At 57.4% G+C, this 13,271-nt stretch carries 13 protein-coding genes; 2 read left to right on the top strand and 11 right to left on the bottom strand.

Annotated features, from left to right (window positions below):
• Positions 1 to 23: 23 nt before the first annotated feature.
• The 6 genes from LDN04_RS06785 to LDN04_RS06760 form a co-directional block, all read right to left on the bottom strand.
• The gene (locus tag LDN04_RS06785; protein WP_223908141.1) at positions 24 to 215 is read right to left on the bottom strand and encodes a hypothetical protein; all 192 of its coding nucleotides are present in this window, start codon (positions 213 to 215) and stop codon (positions 24 to 26) included.
• Between the two features lie 176 nt (positions 216 to 391).
• On the bottom strand, positions 392 to 874 hold the full coding sequence (locus LDN04_RS06780; protein ID WP_223908139.1) for a HyaD/HybD family hydrogenase maturation endopeptidase: 483 nt from the start codon (positions 872 to 874) through the stop codon (positions 392 to 394).
• A gap of 3 nt (positions 875 to 877) precedes the next feature.
• Entirely contained in the window at positions 878 to 1,534 is a 657-nt protein-coding gene (gene cybH, locus LDN04_RS06775; protein ID WP_223908132.1) for a Ni/Fe-hydrogenase, b-type cytochrome subunit, read from the bottom strand.
• Between the two features lie 10 nt (positions 1,535 to 1,544).
• Positions 1,545 to 3,245: a nickel-dependent hydrogenase large subunit gene (locus LDN04_RS06770; RefSeq protein WP_223908130.1), complete on the bottom strand. Its 1,701-nt coding sequence runs from the start codon at positions 3,243 to 3,245 to the stop codon at positions 1,545 to 1,547.
• 2 nt (positions 3,246 to 3,247) lie between these two features.
• Positions 3,248 to 4,369, bottom strand: a complete 1,122-nt coding sequence (locus LDN04_RS06765; protein ID WP_223908127.1) for a hydrogenase small subunit — start codon at positions 4,367 to 4,369, stop codon at positions 3,248 to 3,250.
• 457 nt (positions 4,370 to 4,826) lie between these two features.
• On the bottom strand, positions 4,827 to 6,683 hold the full coding sequence (locus LDN04_RS06760; protein WP_223908124.1) for a phosphoenolpyruvate carboxykinase (GTP): 1,857 nt from the start codon (positions 6,681 to 6,683) through the stop codon (positions 4,827 to 4,829).
• Between the two features lie 317 nt (positions 6,684 to 7,000).
• Between LDN04_RS06760 and rd the strand changes: the two genes are divergently transcribed.
• A complete protein-coding gene (gene rd, locus LDN04_RS06755) occupies positions 7,001 to 7,159 on the top strand; it encodes a rubredoxin (protein ID WP_223908121.1) in 159 nt (52 codons plus the stop codon).
• A 30-nt stretch (positions 7,160 to 7,189) separates the two neighbouring features.
• Here rd and LDN04_RS06750 read toward each other — a convergent pair whose 3' ends face one another.
• Together LDN04_RS06750 and LDN04_RS06745 are read right to left on the bottom strand one after the other, a co-directional pair.
• Positions 7,190 to 7,363 (bottom strand): TFIIB-type zinc ribbon-containing protein, encoded by a 174-nt coding sequence (locus LDN04_RS06750; RefSeq protein WP_223908119.1) that lies wholly within the window; start codon positions 7,361 to 7,363, stop codon positions 7,190 to 7,192.
• A 154-nt stretch (positions 7,364 to 7,517) separates the two neighbouring features.
• Positions 7,518 to 8,588: an alanine--glyoxylate aminotransferase family protein gene (locus LDN04_RS06745; protein WP_223908118.1), complete on the bottom strand. Its 1,071-nt coding sequence runs from the start codon at positions 8,586 to 8,588 to the stop codon at positions 7,518 to 7,520.
• A gap of 336 nt (positions 8,589 to 8,924) precedes the next feature.
• Here LDN04_RS06745 and LDN04_RS06740 point away from each other — a divergent pair, with 336 nt between their 5' ends.
• Positions 8,925 to 10,478, top strand: a complete 1,554-nt coding sequence (locus tag LDN04_RS06740; protein ID WP_223908115.1) for a NapC/NirT family cytochrome c — start codon at positions 8,925 to 8,927, stop codon at positions 10,476 to 10,478.
• 75 nt (positions 10,479 to 10,553) lie between these two features.
• On the opposite strand, the gene LDN04_RS06735 is transcribed toward LDN04_RS06740, so the two are convergent.
• The 3 genes from LDN04_RS06735 to LDN04_RS06725 form a co-directional block, all read right to left on the bottom strand.
• On the bottom strand, positions 10,554 to 10,709 hold the full coding sequence (locus tag LDN04_RS06735) for a hypothetical protein (RefSeq protein ID WP_223908113.1): 156 nt from the start codon (positions 10,707 to 10,709) through the stop codon (positions 10,554 to 10,556).
• 3 nt (positions 10,710 to 10,712) lie between these two features.
• Positions 10,713 to 12,170, bottom strand: a complete 1,458-nt coding sequence (gene glgA, locus LDN04_RS06730) for a glycogen synthase GlgA (protein WP_223908110.1) — start codon at positions 12,168 to 12,170, stop codon at positions 10,713 to 10,715.
• Positions 12,171 to 12,245: 75 nt separating this feature from the next.
• The gene (locus LDN04_RS06725; protein WP_223908107.1) at positions 12,246 to 13,271 is read right to left on the bottom strand and encodes a galactose-1-phosphate uridylyltransferase; all 1,026 of its coding nucleotides are present in this window, start codon (positions 13,269 to 13,271) and stop codon (positions 12,246 to 12,248) included.

Genomic DNA, 13,271 nt, shown 5'->3' with positions numbered 1-13,271 from the left:
TGAACTCCCTGAGCGCTGAAGTGCTAGGAGCGCTTTTGCCAGACGGTAAGGAAAAACCAGTAGATAACCAGCAGGGGGAAGGTGGACATCGCCGCCGCAAAATTGCCGAGGAAGAGCTGCATGGTGGCAAAACCGACAATCACGACAACGATCAGAATCTGCAGCACAGCGGCAATCCGTCCTAACGACCCGATCGGTTTCCGTTCCTCTACCATCCATCCCTCTCCCGTCACGCGTTCCCGACACTCCCCGGCTCTGTGTTATACACCCGCGGTATTCGGTGCGTCAACCGATATTCGCCGCAGCAGAGTCCGCTCTTCACCCAAAAAAACGCCCGGCCGGCAATCCGGCACGGGCACATAACAACCGTGGAACTATTGGGACCGGAGAACTAACCGACGATCGGCTGCCCCCCCACCCCCCATGCCGCAAGCTCGGCCAGCACCCGCTCGACGAGTTCATCGAGCTGGGCCGCCACAGGCAAGGAAAGCTCCATTCCCATCTCCAGCACCGCCGGCTGGACCCCCCAGAGAACCATCTCCCGTGGTGAAAACCCTTGCAGTTCCGCCACCGCCAGGAGATCCTGCAATCCCATCTGGTGGGGAGAGAGCTTGGTCTTGAGGGCAATGGGAAGCTCCTCCCCCACGAGCCGCACCACCGTCCCCGGCTCCCAGCCGGTTTCGACGGCATCCACCATCAGAAGCTGCCCAACCCCTTCCAGCCACGGCAAGAGGTCCAGCCCCAGAGTTCCCCCATCCAATATCTTCACCTCGGGGGGAAACCGGTACTCCCGCTGGAGGCGCTGGACAACCCGGACACCGACGCCGTCATCGGTCATGATCAGATTGCCTATGCCGAGCACGAGCGTCGACACGTGTCAATTCCTATCCCGGACCGACTTGTAGCCGCCGAACATCCCCGACATCACCCCACCCTTTTCCTTCACGTCCATGAGCCAGGCGCTGTAGACGTGATGGATCGCAAAGGCGATCAGCAGCCACATGGTCAGGTGGTGGGTCTGCCGTATCCCCTGGTTGGAAAAGAGGGCGAACATCCACCCCAGTAGCGCGTGCAGCGTCCCTTGGGGTGCATGCTCCGAATAGAGCGTGAAGCCGGTGAGAATCATGACCAGGTAGAGGAGAAAGACTACCGAGTATGCTGTGCCGGCCAGGGCGTTATGACCCGTCACATGGGGGACCTGGCGGCTCAGAAAGGTGTAGTAGCGAAAGGTATCGAACATGTGCCGGCGTCCGTCCCTGGTCAGAATGGGAAAGAATTCCTGCCAGCGGGCATAACGATTCCCCCTGAACGCCCAGTAGATGCGGCTCGCAACACTGATGGCGAAAGTATAGGCGGCGACGAAGTGGACAAAACGGATCCACCCCATGACATACCGGGAGGGGGTAAGCGCCAGGGTCTCGGGAGAACCGATATAGAAGCCTGTCAGGGACAAGGTCAGGATACAGACCACGTTCACCCAGTGGCTGGCCCGCACCGGCACTTCCCATACGTACTTTTCAGAGAGGTTTCCCATGGTCAGCCTCCTAAACCACCTTTATCTGCACCATTTCGTCCCCCTCGGCATCCATCACATGGACCGCACAGGCGAGACACGGGTCAAAGGAGTGGATGGTCCGGAGAATCTCCAGGGGCTTGCTCGGGTCAGCCAGTGGAGTCCCCACCAGCGCCGCCTCGTAGGGACCCCGCTGCCCCTTTTCGTCCCGGGGAGAGGCGTTCCAGGTGGAGGGAACCACCGCCTGGTAGTTCTCGATCTTCTGATCCTTTATCCTGATCCAGTGACTCAGGGCACCACGGGGGGCGTTATGCCAACCGGAGCCGGCGGCCTCGCGCGGCCAGCTCGAAGGGTCCCACTTCTCGCCGTTGTGGATGGCCAGGTCACCCCCTTTTACGTTGGCAACGAGCATGTCGAGCCATTTGGGGAGTTCCTGGGCCACCAGCAGGGTCTCGATCCCCCGGGCCGCCGTGCGTCCCAGGGTGGAGAAGAGCGCTTCGGGGCCGACACCGAGCTTTTTGAGCACCATGTCTACGGCACCCTTCGCCCCTGCATGTCCCGAAGCATAGGCGACGAGGATGGTGGCAAGGGGACCGGTCTCCATGGACGTGCCGTCGTAGCGGGGAGACTTGACCCAGGAGTATTTTCCGGTCGTATCGATCATGTCGTAGGGTGGCTTGGGCCCCGTGTACTTCGGCTCGGTCTGCCCATCATAGGGGTGGACGCCGGCGTCGCTCCCTTCGTACCATGAATGGGCAACGCTCTCGGTGATCTTCTTCTGGTCGATGGGATAGACCTTGGTAAGGTCCCTGTTAAGTATGATCCCGGCGGGAAACCAGAGTTTTTCCCTCTTGCCGCTGTTGTCCAGGGGATATTCGCCGCAGCTCAGATAATTTCCCACGCCGGCGCCGATCCCGGCCCATTCTTTGTAGAAGGAGGCAACGGCGAGGAGGTCGGGGATATATACCTTCTCCACGAAATCTTTCGCCTTCTTGAGCAGCTCCCCGATCTCGGCGATCTTATCGGCGTTCAGCGCATTCTGGGAAGTGGGATCGATGGGAATCGCCATCCCCCCCACCAGGAAGGTCTGGGGATGGGGGTTCTTGCTGCCGAGGATGGCGTGGATCTTGATCACCTCCCGCTGCCAGTCCAGGGCTTCCAGGTAGTGGGCCGTGGCCATGAGATTGGCTTCCGGCGGCAGCTTGTAGGCCGGGTGCCCCCAGTAGGCGTTGGCGAAGGGGCCAAGCCGCCCCTTGGCGACAAAGGCCTTGAGTTTCTCCTGGACACCTTTGAAATAGGTGGATGAGTTGAGTGGCCAATCGGAGAGGGACGCGGCCAGGGCGGCCGTCTTTACCGGGTCGGCCTTGAGCCCCGACACCACATCTACCCAGTCGAGGGCATGGAGATGATAAAAGTGGATGACGTGGTCCTGCACCACCTGGATTCCAATGATGAGGTTGCGGATCAACTCCGCGTTCAGGGGGATTCTGATGTTGAGGGCATTTTCCACCGCCCGGATGGAGGCGATAGAGTGGACCGTGGTGCAAACTCCGCAGAAACGCTGGGTGAAATACCAGGCGTCGCGCGGGTCGCGCCCCTTGAGTATCTTCTCGATCCCCCGAAACATGGTACTTGAACTCCAGGCATCGGTGATGGCACCCCCGTCCACTTCCGCCTGGATACGGAGATGCCCCTCTATTCTCGTAATCGGATCAACGACAATTTTAGCCACGGTTACCCCTCCTTTCCCCCATCGGATTCATCATCATGCCGGAACCCACTCACCACCCCGTGGGCTGCGAAGGCCGCTGCTGTCGCCACCGCCAGGCCAGTACCGATCTTGTCGGCGGTCGTCTCGATGCCGAACCCCGGCACATTGGGAAGTCGTCGGTAGAAGGGGGTCATGGTGTCCCAGAACTGGGGTTCCGAACACCCCGCACAGCCATGGCCAGACCCCACCGGCCAGTTGGTCTTCTCATTGTAGCGCTGGATGGGGCAATTGTGGAAGGTCTCCGGACCCTTGCACCCCATCTTGTAAAGGCAGTGACCGCTTCGATGGGCCTCACTACCCCACGACTCCACATACTGTCCGGCGTCGAAGTGGGGGCGACGCTCGCAGTTGTCATGAATCCGCTTGCCATAGGCAAACAGCGGACGTCCCTTACCGTCGACGGCAGGGAGCTTGCCGAAGGTGAGGAAATGAACGACAGTGGCCACCAGGTTATCGGTGTTCACGGGACAACCGGGGAGATTGATCACCGTAGCGCCCGGCACCGCTTCCTTGACGCCGACCGCGCCGGTCGGGTTGGGGGCCGCCGCCGGAATCCCCCCATAGGACGCACAGGTGCCGACCGTGATGGTGGCCAGAGCACCGCCGCACACCTCCCGGGCGATATCGAGGGCCGACTTGCCGGCAACGCAGCAGTAGATACCACCATCCTTCATGGGAATCGATCCCTCGACGACGGCGATGTACTTCCCTTTCAGCTCCTTCAGGGTCTTCATCCTGGCTTCTTCGGCCTGGTGGCCGGCGGCCGCCATGATCGTCTCGGCATAGTCGACGGAGAGCACATCGAGGACGATTTCCCCGACAGTGGGGCTGGCAGCCCGCAGCAACGCTTCCGTGTCGCCGGTACAGCTCTGGAACTCCAGCCAGATAATGGACGGACGACCGTCGCTCTCCAGCGCCTCAGCGATCCTCGGCACCAGCGTCAGCGGAAGCGCCAGGGCCGCCGACATGGCGGTACAGAACTTCATGAAGTCGCGGCGTGAGATCCCTCTTTCGGCAAAAACCCGTGGCAGGTCCGAACACTGTTCTACTAATCCTGGCTCATCCTCTTTTCCTCTGTGGGTCATGCAATAACCCTCCTTGTCCCATGGAACGTGTTAGGTCCGACCAATTAACCCTTTCAAATACAACTATCTGCAATAACAATACAACTTGCAATACCAGTACAATTAAACATTGTTTTACAAAATACCGCTGTTTTGTCAAGCAGTAAATACGCACGGCACGAAATAATCCTTACCACCACCACGATTCGATGAATATCAGCCATCAACTCCCTGACAGACATCCCCATTTTACGGTGCCGGGTCATACACCAAGCAAGATTCGGTTTTTCAAACAGTTATCAAGAGTATAGCACTGCATCACGACGCAGCAATGGGGTGAGAATGCCGCCGATTGTCCGGACACTCACCACAAAAAAACTGGGCGACATTTCCAAAATGTCGCCCAGCTCTTGTTGCATTAATGATGTGTACAACTGCCGATGCTCACCAGATGGACATCAGGCCGCAGCGTTTGTTGTTACTCGTTCCACCCCTCGGGATGGGCATCGCCGATCTGCTCCCAGTGCTCCGGCGAACGCCAGAGGCCGGACAAGATCAGTTCACGGATATGGAGAAACTCCTTGGGAAGCCGATCGTACATCTTGACAAACAACTCCTCGTGGGATAGCACCTCGTTCTGCCAGACATCCCTGTCAACGGACATAAGTTCATTGAACTTCTCACGGCTCATCTCCAGCCCTTCCCAGTCCATATCCTCGTAACGCGGCATCCAACCCAATGGCGACTCGACGGAACCGGCCTTACCCTGAACACGCTCTACGATCCACTTAAGTACCCGCATGTTGTCGCCATAACCAGGCCAGATGAACTTGCCATTGGCATCCTTGCGGAACCAGTTGACGCTGAAGATGCGGGGAGGCTTGGCGATGGAACGGCCAAACTGAAGCCAGTGGGCGAAGTAGTCGGCCATGTGATAACCGCAGAAAGGAAGCATGGCAAAGGGGTCTCGGCGGACATTGCCAGTAGCCCCGACAGCGGCGGCCGTGGTCTCGGAACCGAGGGTGGAGGCCAGATAGACACCGTAATTCCAGTTGAATGCCTGGTAGACCAGCGGCACGGTATCCTTGCGACGACCACCGAAAATAAAGGCGCTCATCGGCACCCCTTTGGGGTTTTCCCAATCCGGGTCGATACTGGGGCACTGTGATGCCGGCGAGGTAAAGCGGGCATTGGGATGGGCAGCCGGCCGGCCACAGCCGGGGGTCCACTCCTGCCCCTGCCAGTCGGTCAGCTTGGCGGGAACTTCCCCGTCAATCCCCTCCCACCAGACATCGCCGTCTTGAGTAAGGGCGACGTTAGTGAAGATGGAGTTCTTCTCGCAGGAGATCATGGCATTGGGGTTGGTCTTATAGTTGGTACCGGGAGCGACACCGAAGTAACCGTATTCCGGGTTGATGGCATAGACCTGACCATCGGCAGCAGGTTTGATCCAGGCGATGTCATCGCCGATGGTGGTGACTTTCCACCCCTTCTCCAGGAATGGTTTGGGAGGAATCAGCATGGCGAAGTTGGTCTTGCCACAGGCACTGGGGAACGCAGCCCCCACATAGGTCTTCTCGCCGGTGGGGGACTCAACGCCGAGGATCAACATGTGCTCTGCCAACCATCCCTCGTCTTTCCCCTGCTTGGAGGCAATGCGCAGGGCAAGACACTTCTTCCCGAGGAGGGCATTGCCGCCGTAACCCGAACCGTAAGACCAAATCGCCCGCTCTTCCGGGAAGTGAACGATGTATTTTTCCTTGTTACAGGGCCAGGGAACGTCTTTCTGGCCGGGCTGCAGCGGTGCACCAACGGAATGGAGACAGGGAACGAATTCGCCTTCTTTCCCGAGAACATCGAGAACGGCTTTTCCCATACGGGTCATGATCCGCATGTTAACGACAACATAGGGTGAGTCGGATATCTCCACGCCGATTTTGGCAATATTGGAACCGAGAGGTCCCATGCTGAAGGGGATGATGTACATGGTCCGCCCCTTCATGCACCCTTTGAACAGGCCGTGGAGTTTCTCCTTCATCTGCTTGGGATGCATCCAGTTGTTGGTCGGGCCGGCATCGTCTTTGGAAATACTGCAGATGAACGTACGGTCTTCAACGCGCGCAACATCGATGGGATCTGACCAAGCCAGATAGCTGTTGGGGCGCTTTTCCGGATTCAGCTGCCGGAAGGTCCCGCTTTGCACCAGCTGGTTGCACAGGCTGTCATACTCTTCCTGCGACCCGTCACACCAGTGAATCCGCTCCGGCTCACAAAGAGCCGCAACTTCCTCGACCCATTTCAGCAGTTGCTCGTTTTTCGGAACTTCGTAACTCATGCCTCGTATCCCTTCTCTATGAAAGTAATGATGCCGGTTTTTAGGCTTGCTAAAATAGCACAACATTCTGTAAATTCAAAGTAAAATTTAATATCGACTTGCCCGGCGGTTGACACGGCGCCTCCGGGTGTTACAGTGAACAAACTGATCAGTTACCTTCCCCGCAAACATGAGTCGTTCTAAGGGTGCAGAGCGAAAGCATGGGACGCAAGCATTGATTACACCACTGTTCTACTTGAGTTCGGGGAGAGGGGCAGGCGTTTGTCGCCCACCCGTTCCGAGCTAGCTAGGGACGATTTTTCACAGGGAGGAAAGGGATGCAAAGTTGGCGTTGTACCATATGTCAGTACGTGTATGACCCGGCGGCAGGAGACCCGGACAATGGCGTGGAGCCTAACGCCAGCTTCGACAACCTGCCCGCAGACTGGGTCTGCCCGGTCTGCGGTGCCGGGAAGGAGCTGTTTGAACCGATCTAAAAACGCGAGATACCGCCGGCAACCCCGTTTTTATTTCTTGGCAGGTTTGATGATGTCAATCTCGGACTTGTCACCGACCATCTTTATGCGCCAGACAAGACCGCATTTACCGCATTCTTTCACCGGTGATGCCTCGGCAGAGAATCCTCCCGAGTGAATGTCGATCTCAATGGCCTTTCTCCCTCCGCAGTTGGGGCACTTCATGGTAACCTCCTCAGCTTGACATTAAATGGTCACGGCGTACGCAGGACTCTGTCCAGCATTCGTCCATCTCGTAACTACTATAGCATCTAAATCAGAAAAAACAGGAACACCGAACACAATCAGGTCGGCAGAACTTTCTTTTCAATTAATTCAGTCAAACCGGAGAGAGGAGTTCATCTAGGACGGAAAGGAAATCCTCAAGATCGGCAAGCTGCATGTCTCCCATATGGGGGATACGAAACGTCTTCCCCTTGATTTTTCCATAACCGTCGTCAAAGGCATACCCACGCTCCCCCATCCTCTTTTTGAGTGCACCCAGGTCGTCACCACGGGTATTGGCAGCACAGGTGAGAGTCACGGAGCGGTAGGGGTTCGCCGGAAAGAACGCATATCCCCGCTTCATCACCCATCCCCGGACGTAGTCGGCCATCGCCTGGTGCCGCTCCCAGCGCGCGTCAAGCCCTTCGGCAAACATGCGGTCCAGTTGCAGGTCCATGGCATAGATCTGGGAAATGCAGGGGGTGGATGGGGTATTGTCTTTCTCATCGGCGGCGGCGAATTCGAGGAAATCGAAATAATACCCGCGCCCTTCGATCGTCCCACAGCGTTCCAGCGCCTTGTCGCTGGCGGTGAAGACCGCCAGGCCGGGGGGGAGCGCAAAAGCCTTCTGCACACCGAAGATGCAGCAGTCGATACCCAGCTCGTCCACCGGAATCCGGAAGGCACTCATGGACGAAACGGTATCGATGATCGACACCACCTCCGGATAACGGCGCAGTACGGCGGCAATCTCGGGGAGCGGCGACATGACACCGGTTGAGGTCTCGTTATGGATCAGGGTGATGGCGTCGTACCGGCCAGTGGCCAGGGTCGCATCCACCAGTTCCGGGGTAATGGGCTCTCCCCACGCCACCTTGATCGCATCCGCATCCTTGCCACAGCGGCGGGTAACGTCATGCCACTTGTCGGAAAAGGCCCCATTGCAGAAATTGGCGCAACGTTTCCCCACCAGGTTGCGGACAGCCCCCTCCATAACGCCAAAAGCACTCGATGTGGCAAGGAATACTCTCGAATCAGTCTCAAGGAGCCGCTTCAACTTCTCCTTCACCCCCCTGTGGAGGACGGCATATTCTGCCATGCGGTGGCCAACCATGGGGGTCGCCATGGCCTGCAGGATTTCCGGTGCAACCTCAACCGGACCGGGGATGAAGAGCTTTTTCCTCATGAAGGGAACTCCTTTGCGTACGTTGCCTGTGTTGCCGCGAAGCTAGCAAAAAGCGGGTGGAATGTCAAGGCGGAGAGGATGGCGGACGGTGGTATATAAGGGCGAATTATCAGAAAAACGAGGGGCAGGGACAAATTGAATGTAGCAGGTAAAATTAAAAGTTGTGAATATTAACAAATTTTTTGGTGTGAAGGCAAGAGTATTTTATCGCCGTTCAGATTTTTATGTTTGACAAAATCTGAAACAGCGTTGTAAATTGTACCAGTTTTTCGACACAATTTAGATAGTTATGGCGCGCTACTGCCAGACTGTTTTTCCACAAAGGAGACCCACTCTATGGCCATCAGAAAAACCGCAGGCTACGCCTGGAACATCATAAGCCTGATCGGCATGATCCTGGCGGTTACCGCCACCTGTGCGATCATCGTCTTTCTCTCCTATGAGGCCATTACCGGCGTCGAGAAACCGTACCTGGGACTGTTGACGTATTTCCTCTTCCCCGGGATGCTCATCTTCGGCCTTATTCTCGTGCCGATCGGTGCCTGGCGGGTCCGCAACCAGCGGCGCAAAGCGGTCATCGAAGGTATGGCGTCTCTGGATGAGGAGATCCCCCAGTATCCGCGCCTCGACCTGAACGAACCCTCACGGCGCCACCTGTTCATCTTCTTCATCGTCGCGTCCATAGTCTTTGTCCTCATCGTTTCCATCGCATCCCTCAAAGGGTTCGAGTTCACCGAATCCACTTCCTTCTGCGGCGAGCTTTGCCATACGGTCATGGAACCGGAGCATACCGCCTGGAGTAACTCCCCCCACGCCAAGGTCAAATGCGTCGAGTGCCACGTCGGCCCCGGTGCCGCCTGGTACGTAAAAGCCAAGATTTCCGGCATGCGTCAGCTCTTTGCCGTTGCCTTCCACACCTACCCGGCCCCCATCGAAACCCCCATCGAAAACCTCCGTCCAGCGCGGGACACCTGCGAACACTGCCACTGGCCGGAAAAATTCTACTCTGGACGGCAGAAGGTCTTCTACCATTATGCTCCCAACGAAACCAACATGCCGCGTGAGATCAACATGCTGATCAACATCGGCGGAACACCCAAAACACCCCATGCCAAGGGCATTCACTGGCATATCGGCACTGAGGTTAACTATATCGCCCGCGACAAGAAGCGCTTCGATATCCCCTATATCGCAGTCATGGGGAAAGATGGCAAGATCACCGAGTTCATGGACACTGAGAAGCCCCTGACCAAGGACGAAATCGCCAAAGGGGAAAAGCGTCGGATGGACTGCACCGACTGCCACAACAGGCCGACCCATATCTACCGCTCGCCGAGTCAGGAAATGGACGAAAACTTCGTCTCCGGCCACATCGACCAGTCGCTCCCCTACATCAAGAAGATTGCCGTGGAGTTATTGAGCAAACCCTACAAGACTTCCAGCGAGGCGATGACTTCCATCTCCAAGGGTATCCCCGAGTATTACGAGAAGAACTATCCTGCCGTTGCCAAGGGAAAGGCAGCAGCCGTAAAGAAAGCGACTGTCGAGGTCCAGGAAATCTACAACCGGAACTTCTTCCCCGCCATGAAGGTATCCTGGAGCACCTATCCGAACAACATCGGCCACTTCTATGCGCCGGGATGCTTCCGTTGCCATGACGGTAAACACAAGTCAGCAGAAGGCCGAATCATCTCCAAGGACTGCAACCTCTGCCACACCGTCCTTGGCCAGAAACAGGAAAACATCCCGGCCGGCACCCAGGTCAAAGAGTTCGTTCACCCGGTGGATATCGGTGACGAGCTGTATAAGACCAACTGCAGCGACTGCCACATGGCAGGTGGTCACGACGTCACGGGCGAAGGGGCCGGGGAAAGCATCCCGAAACACTGATCCCCATTGCAGACGCTGAACGCAAGAAAGCCCCCGGTCTGAATTCCGGGGGCTTTCTTTTTGATACCTTTGGCGCTACAACTCCTCCGTCACCTCCGGCCCCTCATCTTCTGCCGCCTCGTCCGGCTCGAAATCATCGTCGAGCACCCGTTCAAGAAATTTCCGGTTGTCATCGAGGAGCTTTCTGACTTCCTTCTCAAGTTCCGCAAGGTCATCCCTTACCATCGTCATGTCTCATAACCTCTTTTTTCCCAGCGCAACACGGTAGAGCCGCTCGTACTCACCAGCCGACTGCTGCCAGGAGTAATCCCTGCTCATTCCGCGCCGGACCAGTTTTTTCCAGGCATCCCGTTGCCGGTATGATTGCAACGCCCGTTGCAGTGCTTCCCACAGGGCGTCTGCCGTAAAGTCATCAAAGGTAAAGCCGTTGGGCTCCCGCGACCCGTCCCTTCCATCGAACACCGTATCCGCGAGGCCGCCGGTTTTCCTCACTACCGGCACCGCCCCATAGCGGAGAGCTATCAGCTGGCCAAGGCCGCATGGCTCATAGTGCGACGGCATGAGAAAGATATCGCTTCCGGCATAAATCTGCCGGGCGCATACGGAATCGTAACCGATGTTAAGCGAGATATTGCCGACACCTCGCGCATTGAAATCTTCAAACAGCTGATGATAGGCTTCGTCGCCGGCACCGAGCAGCACGAGCTGCACGTTCTCATCACCCTCGAGACGGGGAAGGATAGCGGTCAACAGGTCAATCCCTTTCTGGGACGCCAGCCGGGTCACCATGCCGACAAGCGGAATGTCCGGCGCCACTTCCAGCCCGAGCCGCTTTTGCAACCCTCTCTTGTTGACCGCCTTTCCCGCCGGCGCCGCTGGCGTATAGGTCTTGAAGATATGCCGATCAGTGGCAGGATCCCATTCCTCGGGGTCCAGCCCGTTAAGGACACCGTACAGGTCGTCACGACGCTGCGCCAGCACCCCCTCCAGTCCGCACCCCTGTTCAACGGACAGAATCTCGTTACAATAGGAGGGTGAGACGGTCGTGACCAAGTCAGCCGTGAGAATCCCCCCCTTCATAAGATTAACCTGGTCGTAGTACTCCAACCGGTCAATGGTGAAATATGACCAGTCGAACCCCATTTCCCCAAGTGAGGTCTTGGGAAACAACCCCTGGTAGGCAAGGTTATGAATGGTGAACAGGGTCGCCGTGCTCATAAAAAACGGGTCCTCCCGGTGCGCATACCGGAGCAGGACGGGAACCAGCGCAGTCTGCCAGTCGTGGCAATGGAGTATATCAGGACGAAAATCCATCCGTTTCAGCAGGTCGAGTACCCCCCGGCAAAAAAAGGCAAAGCGTTGATGATTGTCCGGGTAATCGCCAGCCGGCGTTCCGTACAGATGGTCGCGATGGAAAAAAAACCTGTTTTCCAAGAGGTAGACCGGTATGTCGGCGGACGTGCTCTGCCGCAGGAACCCCTTGCGGAGAGTTTCTCCCAGCGGGATTTCCACGCTCTTGCGCCCTTTGTGGATGGGAAACGGTCCTTCGCCAACGGTTTTGTAGAGGGGGAGAATAATGCGGACGTCGTGCCCCAGACGCTTGAGCGCAACGGGGAGCGAACCGGTGACATCCGCCAGCCCGCCGGTTTTGGCAAAAGGAGCCACTTCGGAAGCAACAAACAGTATCTTCATCGCACTGCCTCACATACCTGCGGGCAAGGGTCAACGTGAACTCTCCGGGGATCACCCGCATCGGGACGCCACATTTCAGACCTCTGCCTCCCGGAGAAAAGTCGCCGCATCTTCCGGAGACGTCGGATTGATGAAAAAGCCAGTCCCCCACTCGAAGCCGGCAATCTGGGTAAGCCGCGGCACCAGTTCGATGTGCCAGTGATAGTCATACTCGATGGACCCCCAGTATTCCGGCTTCCCCAGCCGGTCCTGGGTCGGAGGGGCCGTATGGAGAATGAAGTTGTATGGGGGATCCTTGAGGACCGTTTTGAGCCGGAAAAGCATCTCTTTCATGGCCACCGCCAACTCCGCCAGGTCCCCCTCTCCCAGCAGGGCGAAATCATGGGAATGGCGCTTCGGGTAAAGCCTGAGTTCGAAGGGAAAACAGGAGGCATAGGGGGTCATTATGACGTAATTTGCGAACTCCCGCACGATCCGGTCGCCACAGGAGATCTCGAAATCGATGAGGTCGCAGAAGATGCAGCGTTCCTTGGAGGCATAAAACTCCCGGCAGATCCGGAGCTCGGTCGCCGCGACCGGCGGCGTGAGTGGCACGGCGATGAGTTGGCTGTGGGCATGGGAAAGTGTCGCACCGGCTCGGGTGCCGTGATTTTTGAACAGCACCATGTAGCGAAGCCGCCTGTCCTGGCGCAAATCGAGAAGGCGGGCACGGTAAGCCTGGAGCACACCGGTGATCTCGGCGGGAGTAAGGTCCGCCAGTCCCCGGTCATGATCCGGCGTCTCGATGATGATCTCGTGGGCACCGATGCCATCCATGACGTCGTAGAGGCCGTAACCGCGACTCTTCAACTCACCCTCGACCCGCAGCGCCGGATACTTGTTCGGGACAACCCGCACCTGCCAGTTGACCGTGTTGGGTGGCCCGGAGGGACGGATAGCAAAGATTTCCCGGGGGGTCTTGTCCTCGTTTCCGTAGCAGAAGGGACAGCTGGTTTGGACGCCGGTTTCTGCCTCCACGGCGAAGTCGCGGGGGCGGCGTCCCCGTTCCGTAGCGATAATCACCCAGTGAAGCTTGAGGGGGTCCCAGCGCAGTTCTGACAT

Source organism: Geobacter sp. AOG1, assembly GCF_019972315.1.
In the GTDB taxonomy this organism is placed as follows: Bacteria; Desulfobacterota; Desulfuromonadia; order Geobacterales; family Geobacteraceae; genus Geomobilimonas.
Note: the sequence above shows the minus strand (reverse complement) of the source record. Positions and strands in the feature narration are given on the sequence as shown.

What these genes read in the sequence shown, in the direction of transcription:
- LDN04_RS06785 (WP_223908141.1), bottom strand. Translation starts at nt 215, where the DNA reads ATGGTAGAGGAACGGAAACCGATCGGGTCGTTAGGACGGATTGCCGCT.
- cybH (WP_223908132.1), bottom strand. Translation starts at nt 1,534, where the DNA reads ATGGGAAACCTCTCTGAAAAGTACGTATGGGAAGTGCCGGTGCGGGCC.
- LDN04_RS06765 (WP_223908127.1), bottom strand. Translation starts at nt 4,369, where the DNA reads ATGACCCACAGAGGAAAAGAGGATGAGCCAGGATTAGTAGAACAGTGT.
- LDN04_RS06760 (WP_223908124.1), bottom strand. Translation starts at nt 6,683, where the DNA reads ATGAGTTACGAAGTTCCGAAAAACGAGCAACTGCTGAAATGGGTCGAG.
- rd (WP_223908121.1), top strand. Translation starts at nt 7,001, where the DNA reads ATGCAAAGTTGGCGTTGTACCATATGTCAGTACGTGTATGACCCGGCG.
- LDN04_RS06750 (WP_223908119.1), bottom strand. Translation starts at nt 7,363, where the DNA reads ATGAAGTGCCCCAACTGCGGAGGGAGAAAGGCCATTGAGATCGACATT.
- LDN04_RS06745 (WP_223908118.1), bottom strand. Translation starts at nt 8,588, where the DNA reads ATGAGGAAAAAGCTCTTCATCCCCGGTCCGGTTGAGGTTGCACCGGAA.
- LDN04_RS06740 (WP_223908115.1), top strand. Translation starts at nt 8,925, where the DNA reads ATGGCCATCAGAAAAACCGCAGGCTACGCCTGGAACATCATAAGCCTG.
- LDN04_RS06735 (WP_223908113.1), bottom strand. Translation starts at nt 10,709, where the DNA reads ATGACGATGGTAAGGGATGACCTTGCGGAACTTGAGAAGGAAGTCAGA.
- glgA (WP_223908110.1), bottom strand. Translation starts at nt 12,170, where the DNA reads ATGAAGATACTGTTTGTTGCTTCCGAAGTGGCTCCTTTTGCCAAAACC.
- LDN04_RS06725 (WP_223908107.1), bottom strand. Translation starts at nt 13,271, where the DNA reads ATGTCAGAACTGCGCTGGGACCCCCTCAAGCTTCACTGGGTGATTATC.